Genomic DNA, 17,768 nt, shown 5'->3' on the forward strand with positions numbered 1-17,768 from the left:
GAGGACAGCTATGAAAATCGTGACTTATTTTGGTTTCACCGTAGCCGCCTCCGTCATTTCGATGTCAGGCATCGGCGCGGCGCTTGCCTATGACGATATGCCGAAGCCGCCACCGCCGCCCGAGGGCTGGGTTCAACCGCCCAAGCAATCGGAAGGCTCCGTTACCCGGGACGTGGATAACCAGGTCGCCCAGCGTTTTACCGCCGCCACCGGCGGCAATCCCGACGGACTCCTGTCGAAAACACAGGCCAAGGCGGCTGGCTGGGGACTGGTCAGCGACCATTTTTCGGAGATCGATCGTGCGGGGACGGGCTATGTCCGGCTCGACGACGTGCTGCGGTTCATGTCTGAACGAACGCCGCAGCACATCATGCGCATGAAGAATGCGACGAAACAGAATCAGCAGTTGTGAGGTGACGTAGCGTCCGGGCCGTGTCCATGCAGCCAGGTATCGGTCCGGCTTGAAGGCGGCTCGTGCCGGAGTGAGATCTCCCGCGCGAGTCGCTTGCTTGAAAGCAACTCGCGCCCCGGTTCGCCATCAACGACCCCATATTCGAGGTGATCCCGGGCCTTGGCGATAGCGCAAAGGACGTGCTGTCGACAATCTGCTCGCCGCGATTCCACCGGTCAATGCGACGCCGGGAGCGCACGGGCGTTCCAGTCGATCCGATACGCGTGATCGGAAGCCAGCCGCTTCGCCGGATTGAAAACCGTCTTCAGCGCGACAGGCATGACGAAGTGCATCAGCGCCTTGCCCAACGGTCCCATTGCCTTGCGGGTGTTGGTCCTGGCCGCCGCCGCCGCGATCGTTTCGACACGCCCGCGACGCAACTGCTCGTAGCATGCGAATGCCAGCGAGGGCGACGCAATATCGCGCAAACAACGTGCGAGCTGAATCGCACTTTCAATGGCCAGCGACGCGCCCTGGCCCGAACTCGACGAAGGCGCGTGTACGGCATCGCCGACCAGCACCATGCGGTCGCTATGCCAGCGCGGAACAGGCGGCATCATCTCGCTGGCAATGGGCGCCAGTAGCTGATCAGGGGCGGTGTTTCGCAGCAGCGTTTGCGCGGGATAGTCATCCGCGTACAGCTCGCGCAGTTGCGCGAGCCACTGTGCCGACGGAATCTCACGCACCGCCTCGATCGACGCAGGCATCGCATACGGCAGATTGCCGAACCAGCAGATGCCGCGATCCGGATCCGCCCAGTAGCCAAGAAACGCATGCTTGCCGAACACGAAGGTCATCGTGTCGACGGGAATGCGCAGGGTATCGAGCGGCACCAGCGCGCCAAACCCCAGGGTTCCCGCATAGTGCGGCGCCGGCGCGCCGGGATCGATCAAGCCACGCACCGCGGACCGGATGCCGTCCGCGCCGATCAGGATGTCGCCGCTCGCGTGGCTGCCGTCTTCGAACGACGCGCTGACACCGTCGGCCGTCTCGCTCGCGCTCACGAGCCGCTTGCCGTGCACGACCGGAATGTTCGCTGCCACCACGGCATCGCGCAGCACCCGGTACAGATCGGAGCGATACACGACGCGGCTCGGCTGCATGCCTTCCACACCATCGAAACGGGTCAGCACCTTGCCCCGGCCATCCGCCATGGCCATATGGGCAATCGGCTGGCTCACCGCGCGAAGCGCGGCATCCACGCCGACGATCTTCAGTGCCTCGAGCCCGTTGGGCGAAACCATCAGGCTCGCCCCGATGCCGTCCGCCGGTGAGGCATACGACTCGTAGATGGTCGAGCGAATACCGGCCCTGGCCAGCGCCAGCGCGACAACGGGGCCCGCGATGCCACCGCCGGCGATCAACGCATGCTGCACTTTCTCCATTTCGACCACCTCATAATCATATTATGACTACAGTATAGTCAAAGTATGACTATGCAGGCAAGACATGCCACTCTTCGATACCAGGATCCACAATTGAAACCCCGCACGAGGCAACCTTCTCCGCTCGCGATGGTGATTCTCGGCTTCGTGCTGGAGGCCCCGTCGCACGCGTACCGCATGCACGAACTCATCCGGCAACGTGGCAAGGACAACGTGGTCAACGTCGCGCAACGCAACAGCGTCTACCAGACCCTCTCACAGCTGAAGACGGCCGAATTCATCCGCGTTCGCGAGACGGCGCAAGGGGAAGGGCGTCCCGAGCGGGTGGTCTACGAGATCACGCCGCTGGGCAGGAAGACGTTCTACGCGTGGCTGGAAACGATGCTCGGCGAGCCTCGGCGCGAATTCAACGAGTTCCCGGCCGCGCTCGCGACGATCATGGCGCTGACACCCGAGGTCGCGCGCACGCAGCTTCAGCAACGCCGTGACACGCTGAAGCTGCAATTGGCCGAGTCGGAGTCGACGTTCAGGACGTGGCAGAACAAGGGGTTGCCGCGTCTCGTCATGCTGGACGACGAGTACAAGCAGGTGTTGCTGAAAGCCGAGATCACATGGCTGGACGGATTGATCTCGGCGCTCGAGTCGGGTGCGATGACCTGGAGCGAGCAATATTTGCGGGAACTCGCTGCTCAGTTCGGGTAATTCGTCCAGGGGGGCGGCTGGTTTGCTGTAGCTGTTCCGGCGATGTCGAGCCTCAAATTTCAATCCAGTTCGGGCATCGTCATCGTGATCCGTTCCGTTGCAGCCGTCGCAGCCTCCGGCGCTGGACACCCGGCGCCGGACAGCTTACGCGGCCCGAAAGCGGACATTTCTATGTAGCCAAAAGCGGACATTTCAATCTAGCCACTACAATCAAAACTGTCGATAATTCACGTTATGTCAAATATTGACGGAAACTCTTAGAGTCGCTAACACAACCTGGATTGCTGGTTTCGGCAAACTGCGCATTCGCTTCGAGCGTCGTCTTGACATTCATGTTGCGCTGCCCTCCCTTGCTGCTGCCGTTATCTGTTCACGCTTCGTTGATGACTTGTGTTAGCGACTCTTAGCAAAATTCTCGCGACGTAGTCGGGGTGCCCTCATACGATTCTCCAGATCCGAAAGGCGGGCCTCCCTGCCTGTAGTGACTGCATCGTTCCTGCTGTTCTATTCGGCGCGAAATATGCTCAGCACATTTTCCGCTTCGGTCATCGTCGAGCGCATATCTTTCGCATCCATGTTCGTGTACCGCGCACACCAATGCGTGATCGATGCCTTGGCGCGCGAGTACCCGAAATTCACGGAAAACGGAGCAATGTTCGGAATCCCAATTCTGGTATGTGGGTGCGCCGTTCTGCTGGTCATCGCGCGACAACTCGAGCGAATGCTATTTTCCAGGCGCTCACCCAATCTCATCACTTGATGCCGCCGGCCTGCCACGAGAACGATGCAGCCACATTGGTCACACTCGAAATCGCGATGTACGAAAAGCCCGTAGTCGATACCGCGGTGATCAGATAACTGACGGCCCCATTCGTGCTCGTCGGCGTCAGTGTAATGCTAGAAGCGGACGGAGCCACCGTATAGGCGACAGGGAACGTGACGCTCGTGGTCGGCGACGAAAAGAGCGTGCCGTAGCCGCTCCATCCGGTCGCGGCCGTCGTTGTGGTTCCCGTCTGCGAATCTAGGTCTACGATCGTGCTTGTGCTGCTGTTCGAAACGGTCGTCGAGAGAGAAGCATAAACGTTCTTGCCGATCTTGCCGTTCGAGCTGCTCGATAGGATCGAGATCCCCGTCGGGCCACCGCCGTTTCCCTTGAAGGTATTGCCCGAAATGTCGAAATCGGTGACGGTTGACAACTGAACGCCATAACTGGTGCTGCTCGAAAGATTGCAGACGTTGCCCGTGTACGTCAGCTCATTGATGAAACTGCTTCCATCGGTCTGCAGGCATGTCGGCTCGACTCCCATCTGATTGCCTACGATGACGATGTTCGAAACCTTGAACGTACCGGACGTGCCCGTGCCCGGGCGCGCAAGCGAAATCGCTTGCGAGGTCATGTTCTCGATCGAGTTGCCGACTAGCAGAATATCACTCGTGTTGGACGCGCCATTGAACTGCATGCCGAAGCCGACATTGCCGCCAAGCATTTTGTTGCCGATGACTTTTAGGCCGCCCGACGATTTCCACAGAACGGCGACGCCCGCGGTACCGGGCGTGTTGAACAGCGAACCCTGAACGACGCTATCCCCAGCGTCGGTATTGTTGGTATTCGCGACCTGGATGCCGGCGGCGTTGTAACCTAGAAACTCCGAATTGTTGATCGACCAGTACGCCGCCGCGACGAAATCGATACCGATCGGGCAGTACGCGAGCGTCACATTGTCGAAATGCGCGTAGTCGATCTCGCCCGACGTTGGATTGAGCTGAAGGCACGCCCCCCCCGTTTTGACGGGAAGGTTCGACGAGACGGGTGCAGTTAACGCGAAGTCTTTGAAAATCGGCGAATAGGCCGAGCCATTGAATACGATCAAATTCGACGACGAGGTATCGGTCGAGTTCAGGCGAGTCGCCGTGCGCCCCATTCCGACAATGCCGCCGGAAGAAAAGGCGCTGAGCGTCGTGAAATTCCACGTGCCGACCGGATAGCGGATGACGGCGCCGGTCGCGTGCGCCGCGTTCATCACCGTCGTGTTGTCCGTCGAGCCGTCGCCCTTGGCGCCCCATTCGCGAACGTCTTCGGGGCCGGACGGAAAGCTCGCGAGCCAGCATTTACCGTCCGCGCTCTTGACCTGCGAACCGTTGTCTCCGTTGCCCGAACTGAGCGAGCACGCGCTCGCGCTCGCCGTGTAAATTAGCGGCGGGGCGTCGCCTGCAGTATAGAACCCGAGCCGAGTGACCACACTCGTCGTCGTTGTGGCGACCGCCTGCAGTGCCGCGTTCGTCGGAACGGTCGTGTTCGGATACGTCTGGGCGATCGCCATCGCCGGTACCAAAAGGGCCGTCAGAAGAATTTTCTTGATCATGGTCGGTCAGGAGCGGGAAATGACGCCGTCATTATTCCAGACAATGCCCTTTGAGGCGGGCATGGTGGTCGGCAGTGGAAGATCTCTCTGAATCTCCGGACACCCAGCATCTCTCAAAATAGAGGGTAGTCCAGTGATTAGCTTTAAGACTATGCCCAACATACCTGGAGTCGAAATTCTGATGGAGCCGGAGCGCCGCCGGCGGCGCTCCCTGCGGGAAAGAGTGGCAATCGTGCAGGAGACGTTCGAGCCGGGCACATCGGTGTCGGGCGTGGCTCGCCGGCACGGCGTCAATCACAAGTCATCAACGAATCCACGCTGCGCCGAGCGATACGGGCCATGATGCCACGCTGCGTCAGGTAACGCCGACAGCGAGCAAAGTCGTAGCCCTTGTCCGCATGCAGCTTGCACGGGCGTTTGCGGGGCTGCCCATTCAGACCCGGCACTGCGGGCTCAGAGAGAGGAAAAGGCTGCTCACGGGTACGGATCGGCATTCTCCAGAAAAATGCCAATCCAAGTATTCATAGTGGGCCAAAAGTCCACAAAATCAGGCTCTGTAGGTTTTTCATGCCAGTAGATAAGCCCGGATGCAATGCCATTTTCGTTGCAAGCAGCGACGTTCAGGCACAAATAGTCACCCGCCCCGTTCTGGAAGACCGTGACGACCTGTTGCGGATCCACCGGCATCCGGGCGATTGTGTCGGGGCTCAGATCGAAATGGTCCTCCGAAAGGAAGCACCAGTTCCGAAGCGGTAGCGGGCCCATTGCGTTAGAGGCGAGGAATGTCCAGCCGTTGTGGACCTCTGAGTAAAATTGTCGTAGGCCCTGCGGTACCGACTGCCAAACGGCTCCGAGCTTTTCAGGTACGGGCTCTTGAAGCGGAACGCGACCTTCAAAGAAGTTAACATCTCCCTGGTCAGCAGTATAGACATACAGAAGAGACGGCGCTTCGCGCTGGAACAGGATTAGCACGTCTTGCAACTGGGTTCGCACGAAGTGTTCGGCCGATGGGACATTCGCTGCAAATTCCCCCCAACCTTCAAGCACAGCGTCTCGTTTGGCACCAAGATCCTGCTGCAGAATCGTCAGCCACGATTCCGGCACGTTGTTCTGAGGCGGCACTTCATCCGGGGTAGTTGCAAGCCTTGGTAAGTCGATGAACCATTCCAGTTTGGCGAGCACCGCTTTCTTGTCCATTTATCGAACACTCCTTTCTATCTCCGGTCGCCTATTACTTTTGGGACGGTCAATGGTCACTATATCAGACCGATGAGGAGCATGAGGGCACTCTCAGTTCAGTCCGGGATTCGGTACGGCAGCTACCGAGTACGCTGCTCGTCGAGCAATTGATGGATGTATTGCTGTAACCTGGGATGCAATTTCTTTTCCTCCTCCATCATCTTTTTTCTAAAGTCCGGGTCGACATCAATCTTCCCCGTCTCGTACCTCGTCCATTCTTCAAAGGTTTTGCTTCCCCTCGACTCATTGGCTGTCGGGCTGAGGCCAGCGAAATTGGCCTCGTAGTTTAATACTTTTTCCTGATTATTAGGCGTCAGATCCCAGAAGCCATTCATCTCGGTGATTGCCTTGTAGCTGACAATATGATCGGCATGCAGCCTTTCGGTAATCATCAATCCCGGTAGAGCAAAGTCAGGCATTGGGAGTTTGATGCCCTTATTAACCTTGTTGGTTAGCGCGGTGGTCGGCGTACTGCCGCGTAGGTCTTTCTGCAGATCCGTTATCTTCTTCTTCTTAGCTTCAATAGCATGACTCATTCGATTCTGCTGATTTTCGTGCGAGTCAGGCTGTGCGTCGTGGCCGTGCGAGGAAACATGTGGTTCATCATAATGATAAAGATCTGCGCCGAAACCATGCTTCTCGTTAATATGGGTTTCTAGTTCGCCAATTTTTGTCTGCAGATCTGATATTTCGTCCTTGAGCCGTCTTATCTCCTTGTTTTTCCTTTCTTGAGCCTTCTCTTGATCCGTCATGCCCGGATCCTCTTTACTCTCGCAATCAGGACACTCGCTGGAGGGTTCATTCCCGTGTAGTGGACACGCGTCTAGCCCTAACACGTCTACAGAAACGAGCGGATTCGCCGTATACGCGTACAGATTAATCCCCCCCGATTGCCCCGCTGGATCGGATTGCAAATAGCGCCCGAGGGCCGGGCTGTACGATCGGAACCGGTTATAGTGCAACCCGGTTTCAACGTCGAACCAATGCCCCGGCCAGCGAAGGTCATACTCAATCGCATTCCCCGTTGTCACCCGAATCGAGCCGTAAGGCTCGATCTCTTCCGCACGCCATACCTCCAGGCCCATGTCGCCCTCGATCCGCTCGGGCAGTCCGACCTGGTTACAAAAAACGTAATACGCGATGCCGGATTCCGGCTCAGCGTCGCTGCTCGGATAATCGATGAACATGAACGGTAGATACGACGCCTCATTCACATAGACGTAGATCCGCAATCGTCCGTCTGGTGCAACCTCGGCGGCCAGGCGGTCGCCGTCCCAGAAGTATTGCGTGCGCGCTTGCCCTATCGCTTTCGCGATACGTCGGCACAGGCCGTCGTACTCAGACTTCCAGCTCTCCTGGCGATCGCTCCATTTGACCTGTACCAGCAGATCCATGCTGTTGTAGTAATAGGTCGTGCGGCGGTTATTTTCTTCGATCTGCTCGGTCAGGTGATTGCGGTTGTTGTAGCGATACGCACCACACGCGGCGCTCGAAAGCCGGTTGCCCTCGGTATAGCGCATCCACTGGCATGTCGGCGTCGACAAGAGGTTTCCGCCGCGATCATACTCAAAGCGTCGAACGGTCCATCCATCGCGACTCTCGCCGACCAACCGGTGGGCGGCATCATATTGATATTCTATGGCGCCGCCCTTGCTATCGATCACGCCCCGCAACTCGCCCATCGCGCTGTACCGGTATTGCACGCAATGGACCTCTGTCGTGTGTCCCTCCGGCCAGCTCAGCCGCCCGGTGCATCGACCGTCGGCATCGAACCCGAACAGCACATTGGTGCGGTTGCCAAGTCGCAGCAGTACCGTGCCGTCCGCTGCGCGCTGTAGTCGATGAATACCACCACCCGGCGTATGAATCACCACATTGCCAGATGGGCCCGTTTCGTAGCGCACAACGAAGCGCCCGAAATAGGTAGTGCTCTCGAGACGTCCATCGACGAAGCAATGGTCGATACCGCGCCCATTGCGTTTGTCGCCTGTGCGGCGACCGTATGCGTCGTATGTGAGTGTGACGTCGAACTTATCCGTCGACGCCCTGGTGAAGTTGCCGCCTTGGTCGTACTCGTAGGTATGCGTTTCGCCGCTCGCGAGGATGCGCGTGTGCTGCAGACCATTCCCGCCCACCTCGAAACGCAGCAATACGTTCCCAGCCCCATCGCGTTTTTCGATCAGCCGGTCGCCCGCGTCGTACGCGTAGGCCTCACGCGCTACGCCATGCCGCGTAACGCCGGTAATACGGCCCTTGTAGTCGTATGTGTACGCGCTTTCGTTGCCATTCGCATCGACGATAGCCGTGATCTCTTGCTTGGGTGAATACCGGTATCGGACAATGTTGCCCAGCGGATCGGTCTCACTCTCGCGCAGGTTCCACGATGCGATGCGGTACTGGTACTCGCGTCCGTCTTTGTCGCAGACTTGAACAATATTTCCGGCAGCATCGCGTTGGAATCGCTCGACTCCCCCTTGTTCGTCTGTACGAGCAACTACCTGCCCGCTGGCATCATGTTGTTCGCTGGGAGAAAATGCGGGCTGCTGAAATAGAGATTCCGCAACTTTCTGTATTTCTGGAGGAAGCAGAACCATATCTGTCAGCTCTGTAGACTTGACCTCTCCCCATTGCAGACCAAGCGGCGTAACCGGTACGGTATGCGCCAATGGGTTCGGCAAGACAGGGGCTTCGTCTCTCGTCGGCCAGCGATTGCCCCATCGGTCCATGCGTCCCGTGTTCCCTCCGCGCTCGTCATAGCGCCAGCGCATCACACGTCCGCCCGAGTCGATCTCGCGAAGAATGCGGCCGTCGTCGCCGATCACTCGCTCGGTCGCCCCACCATACGGATCCACAATGCGCGTCACCGTGCGCGCCTCGTTGTACAGAAACGTCCACTTGCCCCCATCGGCACGAGTCGCCACGGTGCGACCTGGCTGGTAATCGAGCGCTACGTGCCACAGCCCGTCTTGGCCACCACTCTCAACACAGCGGCCCTGGCTGTCGTATCGGTAGGAGAATGAGTAACCGTTCGCGTTTGTTTCCCGGATCATCAGGCGCCGACCGTCGTACCCGTGCGATGTCTCCGCGCCGAGGGGATCGACAAACACCGCCAGACATCCGGCCGCGTCGTAGCGGTAATGGACGATACGTTTCGTCACGCCCTGCGGGTCCGTGAGGTCAAGCTCAACGATATGGCCGCGGTCATCGTAGCGAAAGTCGATCAGTTGCCGACGACGGCCAAGGCCTTCTTCCTGGACGATGCGCATGAGCGCGCCGTTGCGGGAATATTCCAGCGTGCTCTCGACGCCGTCCCAGACATGGTTCACCGGCCTGGCCGTGCGATCGGTTTCGTTCGCGCGCTCGAAAATCATTTCACCGAGCCGGCCGTGACGGAGCACGAAGCGACACCCGTTGTGCTGCTCCAGTTCATGGCCGGCGAAGACGCCTTGATAACGGCCGGCTGCATTCCTGCGAATGGGATATTCCCGGTTGAGCGCATCGACATAGATTGCTCGCGTGCGCAGCAGACGCAACTCGTGCTGAAAGCAATGGCGAAACCCGAAGCCAAGCGCTCCATCCTGCTCACTCCAGCCGCTGCAGTAGTAGCGTTCCCACTTGAACGCTGGCGTAATCTTCGTCTCGTAGTCGACAAACTCATTCTCTGCGGTGCCTCTAACCACGTCGACGGGGTGCCCGTCCCTGCACGGGGCGACTTCTTTCTGCCTGTCTGCTCGTCGAGCTTTGACCTTCTTCCCGATCCCATGCTTGGCCCCGTGCCACATCATCTGCGAGTCCGGCAGCGGAAACCCGCCGATCAGCACCGTCGGATCACCGAGCAGCAACGTCCCCATACTCGGCTCGACACCGGGATCCTTACCCATCAGATTGCTGAGCATCATGAACACGAGATCCGCAGCCGTCTGCGCAGCCATCATTGCCGCTGCGGCAATCTCCCCTTGCGACGCGTCATCGGCCGCAGTCGCCACCCCCGACGCCGGCCCGACTGCTGCGTTACCAACCGACCAAGCCTTCCCTGCCCGCCCCAACGCTTTCGCCCGGCCGGTCACTTGCGCCGCCTCGCTCGCCACCTCCTCGCTTTTCTCGGCAGCACTCGCCGCTTCACCGCCGGACTTCCCGACATGCCCCATCGGGTTGCAGTGCCGTGTCATGTCGATGCCCATGCGCGCGGCACGCATCCCGCCGATGAACGTATTGCTCGAACCCGTCTGAATGTCGAAGTAAGGCGTCAACCCTCCGCAAGTCGGCGCATAGCCGATATCCAGCACGCGGGCGGCCGGAATTCCGCCGATCAACACGCTCAAACAACCGCTGCCGATCGTCAGGCCGACACTGGGCAACGGAAAGCCGTTGCTCGGCGGATGGGCATGCGCATGCGGCGTGCCGAGATGGGGGACCCCGATCGTCGCCGCCGGCATCCCGGGCATCTTGTCGAGCAGCGGGATTTGCGCAATACCGGTGTTGAGTAACTGCGACGGCATGCCCTGTACGGAAGCCAGCGCATTCACCGCCTCACTGACGTGGTGGAATGCGCCGCCTTCCGACGAGAACGTCTCCTTGAACGGATCGAAGGTCGACTTGACCGTACCGAGCAGCGAATCGCATGCAGTGTTCGTCTTCGATTCAGCCGACGCCGTATGGCTCTCGGCGGGTTCGGACGCACGCGTCAAACGGCTTGCCGTTTCACTCATGGTCGTACTCGCTCGTATCCAGCGGTCGCGTCGCGTATGCCCGGCGCCATGGCTCCCTGCAACCGAGCCACGTACTGCGGATCCTTTTCCAGCTCATACGCCCTCGCCTCGGTTTTCAGACCGGCGTTTCCGTAGAGCGCCACGAGTCGGTCGAGGATGGAAATGCGCTGCCGTTCGCAGCCGAACTGCTCGCACAATCCCTTCGCGGCGATCCAGCTTTTCGCGGCTTCCGCCGCCTGGCCACATGCCAGCAACGCGACACCGCCCTTCTCCATTGCCTCGATCTTCGTATGCACGAGCATCAGCCTGCCTGCCGCACCGCTCGCCAGATCGAAATAGGTCGCCGCCTTCGCATGTTCGCCAAGGGTGTTGCAACACCCACCCGTCGCCATCAGCGCATTGAGCACGACCAGCAGATTCCGGCCATCGAGTGCTGCAGGCAGTGCACGCAAGTACCAGTCCTTCGCATCGCGCGGTGATCCGTGGCGCAATGCGACGTCACCCAAACCATGCAACGCGACAGCGCAACCAGTCGAGTCCTTCCGCTCCGCATGAAATGAAAAGAGCGCGTAGTACTTGCGCTGCGCATCGGGCAGCCTGCCGTGTGCGAGGTCGATCCCGGCGATTTGCATCAAGGCACCCATGCGTTGCTCGATCGTATGGGCCGCATCGTTCGCGATGTCGACCAGATGGCGGGTTGCCTTTTCCGACGAGAAATCGACAGGAAGAATCAGCACATGCTCGGCCTTTCTATCGCGCGCAAGCGGAATCAGGCACGGATGCTTCCGGTCATCGCGGATACAAAACCGATGCCCTTCCATCCATTCCTCAAAGCCGTTCAGCGCCAGGCATTGCAACACCAGCTTCGCGAAGCCGCCGAAATCGCCAAGCGGCGACGGCAGCCATGCCCAGACGACCTTGGTGCCTTCCGGCATCAGCGTGCGAACGTGCATGACGGCATCGCGCAGCCGTGTCGCCGGCGCGCGCCTCGGGTCGGTGCAGGTCAACGGCAATGGCGGCCAGCCTGTTTCGCCGCGTTCGATACGCGCGCTGCTCGCTTCGTCGATCTGGCGTGCAAGCGCCTCCATGCATGTCTGCAAATACGCGTCGGCAGAGTCGCAAGGAAACGGAAAATTAAGGAAAACCGCATCGCCGACGCGTTCGTCAAGCGACTGCATCATCTTGAGAACCGGTACGACATCGTTGTCGGTTGCTTCGATCAACAGCGTCGGATCGTCCGGCTGATCGATGAACGCTTCGATCGACGATTCGATGGCGGAGAATTCACGATGCATGACGTCAGGCCGCCTCTCAGTTCAGACGAACGTACCGGCTGCGGACGACCGTGTCCGCTTCGGTCCGGATATCGACGCCACCTCGCCCGCCTTCCAGTTCGAGCGTCTGCGCACTCAACCTCAGCTTGCCCGCGACTTCGATGTTCACGTTCCGGTTCAACAGCGTGACGACAGGCCCGTCAGGTGATGCCCGCACCTGCAGCAGCGGGCAGCCCGTTGCATCCGCGATCTGCACGCACTTGTCGGCTTCAAGCGAAAGCGCCATCGCGGGCTCGACCACCGGTTCGACCGGTTCACCATGCCCTTTCCGCGTCAGCAACCCGGCGATCAGGTACTCGGGCCAGTTCGCCGGCGATTGCAGCAGCACGCGATCACCGATGCGGGGCTTCACGCTGTCCACGCACTCGAGCCAGCGTTCGCACTCGGTGTCGTCCTGCAAGATCCACTTCACGCGAATGAGCCCCATCGCATCGGGATGATGCGTATCGGTTACTTCGCCGATCATCGTCGACGATTCGCGGCGGTCGGCAGGTGGCGTGCGATCCGGCGTCGGATCGTTGGCGAACAACCGGCGCAATGCCTCGACCGTTTCCGCTTCGAGCGTTTCATCAACCATCATCTGATCCGATTCGTTTTCCATCGAATGTCTCCCATGCTTCGAATGCCATCGGACAGCCGGCAGGCTGCCGGTCGAAATCAATTGATGTGGGCGATCGTCCCCTGGATCGTTACGCCCGATCCGTCGAGCGTGATGGAGCCGCCGCCGGTCGACAGGACAATCCTCGTCGCGGTGACATTGACGTTGCAGCTGTCCTTGCCGTTGTCGATATTCACCGTCGGCGCCTGAAGATTGGCCGTCGACTTGCCGGAAAGATTGAGATCGTTCTCGCCGTAAATATTCACGCCCGGCGCATAGCCCGAAATGCTGACGCCTTTGCCGCGTCCGACGATGACCACACCGCCTGTCTCGCCACTGATCCCGACACCGGTATCGCTTGCGGTTCCGCCGATGGAGACGCCGATGTTGTCCTTGTTGATCGACATGCCGCTATTTCCTGCACCCATGTCGATGTAGTTGCCGGCCACCAATGACGCGACTTTGTTAACGTCCACGGAATGGTTGCCTGTATTGACCTTCGTCACATACGACCCGGTACCGACGACATGCGTGCTGTTTCCCTCGACAAAAACGTCATGCGTGCCGGTAACCACCGCCAGGTTGTGATTCCCCTTCGTCACCGTATGCGAACTGTTGCCATCGACAGACACGCTGCGATTCCCCGTCACCCCATGCGTCTCGTTCGCACCGATCTGCGACGTCCGGTTCTGCCCGATATTCAGCGTTTCGTTCTGCCCCACACTCCTCTGCCGGTTGTTCTTCACCTGCATCGTTTCGTCGTTCCCGACCGTATGCGTATGGTTGTTCCCGACGGAAAGCGTGTGATCGGCCTCCGTCTCCGCATCGAAGTTCCTTTCCGCATGCATCCACAGCTGCTCGGCGCCCTTCTTGTCCTCGAACCGGAACGCGTTCGCATGGTCGGTCGTCCCGCCTGGCGACGACCGCGACAACAACCCGCTTTGCGTCGCACTCCCCGGCAGCCCCCACGGTGGCATCTTCTCGCCGTTGTAAACCCGTCCGGTGACGATCGGTTCATCCGGATCGCCATTCAGGAAATCGACGACGACCTCATCACCTACCCGCGGAACCTGCACGCCACCGAACCCGCCGCCGGCCCACGGGCTCGACACCCGCACCCAGCACGACGAATCCTGGTTGCTCTGCCCGTACCGGTCCCAGCGAAACTGCAGCTTCACGCGCCCGTACTGATCGGTCCAGATTTCCTCACCCGGCGGTCCGACGACAGTCGCCGTCTGCGGCCCGTTGGTCCGCGGGCGCGGCGTATCTCGCGGCGACCGGTAAGGCAGGCTCGACGGTTGCACGAGCATCATCGTCTGATGTACGACGGCCTCCGCGCCCTGGTCGCTCGCATAAGCGTTCTCCTGAAACCGGTACTGGCACCGCACGATCAGGTACTCGCGGTTCTGGTCCGCTCGCGGGCAATGTGCCAGCGTGAACAGGTAACCCGGCGCAGCGCCACGCACATCGGTATCGGCACTCGCCCGCTCGTGCTCGGCCTGCTGTTCCTCGAGCCTCACGCGGCTGTAATGCGCACCGGGGGCATCGTCGCGATAGCCACCAGGCCATTCGAACGACGCAAAGCTGTCGTGGTCGTGCCCACGCGGATCGACCTTCTGCGACGAAAGATCCGCGCGCGGCTTCGTATAGTCGTAGTCGGTGGTCTGGTGCTTGCCGACGCTGACCTCCTGCGCGGGCAGCCAGCCGTCGATGTGCTCTTCGTCGGCGATCGCGGTGCGATCGCGTGCGATGTACGGAATCGTCTCGTAGCCGGGCAGCGCCGCATGCGACGACATCGCGTCGCTCAGCATCAGCGTATGCGTGTCCTCCGCATGCCGGAACCAGTAATAGATGCCCTCGAACTCCATCAACCGCGACACGAACGCGGCATCGGTCTCGTTGTACTGCACGCAGTACTCGCGCGGCACGTAGGTTTCCGCAAGGTGGTTCTCGATCGGAAAGCCGTACGTCGACAGCACTTCCTGCACGATCTCGGGCACGGTCTTGTTCTGGAAGATCCGGCAATCGGAGCGGCGGGTCGCGAGCCACAGCCACGGGCGCACGATCAGCTCGTAGCCGTAATACCGTTCGGCGCGCCGGCCGGAGAGCGATGCGCGTGCAACGATGCCGTTCAGGTAGCGCGTCGACTGGTCCTGCTGCTCGATGCTCACCGTCACGGGCTTGCCGAGCATGTCCTTCAGCGACAGGCTGTGGCTGTCCGCCAGCGCCTCGATCCGGAATTCGAACAGCCGGCCGAGTTCGTCGCTGCCGTCGAGCGTGTGGAATTTCAGGTCGTCGCCGTGCGGGCTGTCGAGGGTGAATACGCGATTCAAGTCGTGGTCTCCTCGTCGAACCGGTAGGTAAATTCGCCGTCGGCCGCGCTCACCTCGATCGACGCCAGTGCGCGCCCTTCGAGCGTGGCCTGCAGGATCGCGCGACCGATGCGCGGCATCACGGTATGTGTGAGGATCGCGTCGACCATGCGGCCGCCGGATTCGATGGTCCGGCAGCGTTCGACGATCAGCGCGGTCGCCGCATCGGTACAGTGCAGCCGGATGCCGTGATGCTGGTCGATCCGCTGCTCGATGCGCCGCAACTGCAGTGCGACGATCCGCGCGAGCGTGGCGTCGGTGAGCGGGTAGTACGGCACCACCGTCAGCCGGCCGAGCAGCGCGGCGGGAAACACGTCGAGCAGCGGCGCGCGCAGCGCATCGGCGAGCGTCTGTACGTTGGGCAGGCGCTCGGGATCGCGGCACAGCTGCATTACGCGATCGGCGCCGACATTCGACGTCAGCAGGATCACCGTATGCCGGAAATCGATGTCGCGTCCCTCGCCGTCTTCCATCCAGCCCTTGTCGAACACCTGGAAGAAAATCTCGTGCACGTCGCGGTGGGCCTTCTCGATCTCGTCGAGCAGCACGACGCTGTACGGCCGGCGGCGCACGGCCTCGGTCAGCACCCCGCCCTGTCCGTAACCGACATAGCCGGGCGGCGCGCCCTTCAGCGTCGACACGGTGTGCGCTTCCTGGAATTCGCTCATGTTGATCGTGATCGCGTTGTGCTCGCCGCCGTACAGCGTGTCGGCAAGCGCAAGCGCGGTTTCGGTCTTGCCGACGCCGGACGGCCCGCACAGCAGGAACACGCCGTGCGGCTTGGTCGGATCGTCGAGCTTCGCGCGTGCGGTCTGGATGCGTTCGGCGATCAGTTCGACTGCATGCCGCTGGCCGACGACACGTTCGCCGAGCGTATCGGCGAGCCTCAGCACGGCCTGCGTCTCGTCGCGCACCATCCGGCCGAGCGGAATGCCGGTCCAGTCGGCGACGACGGCCGCCACCGCGTGCGTGTCGACCGCGGGCAACACGAGCGGCGCATCGCCCTGCAGGTCGGCCAGCGCCTGCTGGGCGGCGGCGAGGCGCGCCTGCGCGGCGGCACGGGCGTCTGCATCGAGCGCGTGCGACGGATCATCGTCGAGCAACACGGCACGCGATTCGACGATCGACGACAGCGCATCGCGTTCGGTTTGCCAGCGCGCATCCAGCCGGTCGAGTTCCACCTGTGCAGCTGAAATCCCGGTGTCGATCGCATCGCGCCGCGCAGCATCACCTGTACCAAGCGCGCACTCGCGCCCGATCCGCTCCTGTTCGACACGCAGGCCGTCGATACGGCGGCGCGCGTCCTCGATCGGCGCGGGCACCGCGTGCTGGCTGACGGCAACACGCGCGCAGGCCGTATCGAGCAGGCTGATCGCCTTGTCCGGCAACTGGCGGGCGGGAATGTAACGGTGCGACAGCGTGACGGCAGCCTGCAGCGCATCGTCGAGCACGAGCACACGGTGGTGAGCCTCGAGCTTCGCGGCGAGGCCGCGCAGCATCGTCAGCGCGGCCGCTTCTTCCGGTTCGTGCACGTGGACGAGCTGGAAGCGCCGCGTCAGCGCGGGATCCTTCTCGATGTACTGCTTGTACTCCGACCACGTAGTTGCGCCGATCGTGCGCAGCAGGCCGCGCGCGAGCGCCGGTTTCAGCAGGTTCGCGGCGTCGCCGGTGCCGGCCGCCCCGCCCGCGCCGACGAGCGTATGCACTTCGTCGATGAAAAGGATCGCTGGCCGCTCGGCGGACATCGCTTCGTCGATCACGCCGCGCAACCGGCTCTCGAACTCGCCCTTCACGCTCGCGCCGGCCTGCAGCAGCCCGATGTCGAGCAGGTACAGCGTGACGTCGCGCAGCACCGGCGGCACGTCGCCGGCGGCGATCCGAAGCGCGAAGCCCTCCGCGACAGCCGTCTTGCCGACGCCGGCCTCGCCGACCAGCAGCGGGTTGTTCTGCCGGCGTCGCAGCAGGATGTCGACGATCTGGCGGATCTCGGCGTCGCGGCCGACGACGGGGTCGATCTCGCCGGCCCGTGCGCGGGCGGTCAGGTCGACGGCGAAGCGTGCGAGCGCGGAGCCTTCGGCGGCGGTCGTGCCGCGCGCAGTCGTGTCGCCGGCCGGTGCACGCTGCGAAGCCGGTTGCGCCTCCGGCGAACCTTCGACGATCGATTCCAGTTCGTCGGCGAGCACGTCGGGCACGATGCGCTCGAACTCGCGCGTGATCGCCACCAGCACGTTGCGCAACTGGGGGGTCTTCAGGACCGCGAGCAGCAGTACCGCGCCGCGAATGCGCGTCGCGTCGTATTTGAGCGTCGCGTAGACCCATGCGCGTTCGACGGCGTCGTCGATGTGCACGGACAGGTCCGACACGGAGCCCGCGCCGCGCGGCAGCTTGTCGAGCGCCGCGACGAGCCCTCGATCGATCGCGGCTTCTTCGATCCCGAAGCGCCGCAGTACGCGCTGCAGATCGCCGTCGGGCCGTTGCAGCAGCTGTTTGAACCAGTGCGCGAGTTCGACATAGGGATTGCCGCGCAGCCGGCAGAATCCGGTCGCCTGCTCGAGCGTCTCGTAGAGAAGCGGATTCAGTTTTCCGAACAGGTTGACGCGACCGATATCGGACAT

Annotated in this window: 10 protein-coding genes and 3 pseudogenes; 4 read left to right on the plus strand and 9 right to left on the minus strand. The window is 61.3% G+C overall.

Annotated elements, in window-relative coordinates; genetic code table 11:
• Positions 1-10: 10 nt before the first annotated feature.
• Complete coding sequence (locus AC5LXK_RS23835) at positions 11-412, plus strand: hypothetical protein (protein ID WP_493393932.1); 402 nt, start codon at positions 11-13, stop codon at positions 410-412.
• 215 nt (positions 413-627) lie between these two features.
• Here AC5LXK_RS23835 and AC5LXK_RS23840 read toward each other — a convergent pair whose 3' ends face one another.
• Positions 628-1,836 carry an FAD-dependent oxidoreductase gene (locus AC5LXK_RS23840; protein WP_493393933.1) on the minus strand — a complete coding sequence of 403 codons (1,209 nt, stop codon included), beginning with the start codon at positions 1,834-1,836 and terminating at the stop codon, positions 628-630.
• 93 nt (positions 1,837-1,929) lie between these two features.
• Between AC5LXK_RS23840 and AC5LXK_RS23845 the strand changes: the two genes are divergently transcribed.
• Positions 1,930-2,538, plus strand: coding sequence for a PadR family transcriptional regulator (locus AC5LXK_RS23845; protein WP_493393934.1), 609 nt, complete (start codon positions 1,930-1,932; stop codon positions 2,536-2,538).
• Between the two features lie 277 nt (positions 2,539-2,815).
• A pseudogene (locus tag AC5LXK_RS23850) lies at positions 2,816-2,935 on the plus strand (IS5/IS1182 family transposase); the annotation flags it as partial.
• Between the two features lie 355 nt (positions 2,936-3,290).
• Here the strand turns inward: AC5LXK_RS23850 and AC5LXK_RS23855 are convergent.
• Positions 3,291-4,901 carry a right-handed parallel beta-helix repeat-containing protein gene (locus AC5LXK_RS23855; RefSeq protein ID WP_493393935.1) on the minus strand — a complete coding sequence of 537 codons (1,611 nt, stop codon included), beginning with the start codon at positions 4,899-4,901 and terminating at the stop codon, positions 3,291-3,293.
• Between the two features lie 151 nt (positions 4,902-5,052).
• Between AC5LXK_RS23855 and AC5LXK_RS23860 the strand changes: the two are divergent.
• Positions 5,053-5,196, plus strand: a pseudogene (locus AC5LXK_RS23860) (transposase); the annotation flags it as partial.
• A 13-nt stretch (positions 5,197-5,209) separates the two neighbouring features.
• Here AC5LXK_RS23860 and AC5LXK_RS23865 read toward each other — a convergent pair.
• From AC5LXK_RS23865 to tssH, 7 genes and pseudogenes are all read right to left on the minus strand, one after another.
• A pseudogene (locus tag AC5LXK_RS23865) lies at positions 5,210-5,350 on the minus strand (IS5/IS1182 family transposase); the annotation flags it as partial.
• Positions 5,351-5,375: 25 nt separating this feature from the next.
• Complete coding sequence (locus AC5LXK_RS23870) at positions 5,376-6,098, minus strand: SMI1/KNR4 family protein (protein ID WP_493393936.1); 723 nt, start codon at positions 6,096-6,098, stop codon at positions 5,376-5,378.
• Between the two features lie 122 nt (positions 6,099-6,220).
• Entirely contained in the window at positions 6,221-10,849 is a 4,629-nt protein-coding gene (locus tag AC5LXK_RS23875) for an RHS repeat-associated core domain-containing protein (protein WP_493393937.1), read from the minus strand.
• Positions 10,846-12,144: a hypothetical protein gene (locus AC5LXK_RS23880; RefSeq protein WP_493393938.1), complete on the minus strand. Its 1,299-nt coding sequence runs from the start codon at positions 12,142-12,144 to the stop codon at positions 10,846-10,848. The genes AC5LXK_RS23875 and AC5LXK_RS23880 overlap by 4 nt, the downstream gene beginning before the upstream one ends.
• Positions 12,145-12,160: 16 nt before the next feature.
• Complete coding sequence (locus AC5LXK_RS23885) at positions 12,161-12,784, minus strand: hypothetical protein (RefSeq protein WP_493393939.1); 624 nt, start codon at positions 12,782-12,784, stop codon at positions 12,161-12,163.
• Positions 12,785-12,840: 56 nt separating this feature from the next.
• Positions 12,841-15,114 (minus strand): type VI secretion system Vgr family protein, encoded by a 2,274-nt coding sequence (locus AC5LXK_RS23890; protein WP_493393940.1) that lies wholly within the window; start codon positions 15,112-15,114, stop codon positions 12,841-12,843.
• The gene (tssH, locus tag AC5LXK_RS23895) at positions 15,111-17,768 is read right to left on the minus strand and encodes a type VI secretion system ATPase TssH (protein WP_493393941.1); all 2,658 of its coding nucleotides are present in this window, start codon (positions 17,766-17,768) and stop codon (positions 15,111-15,113) included. Before tssH ends, AC5LXK_RS23890 begins: the two co-directional genes overlap by 4 nt.

It is taken from the genome of Burkholderia pulmonis (assembly GCF_984667975.1).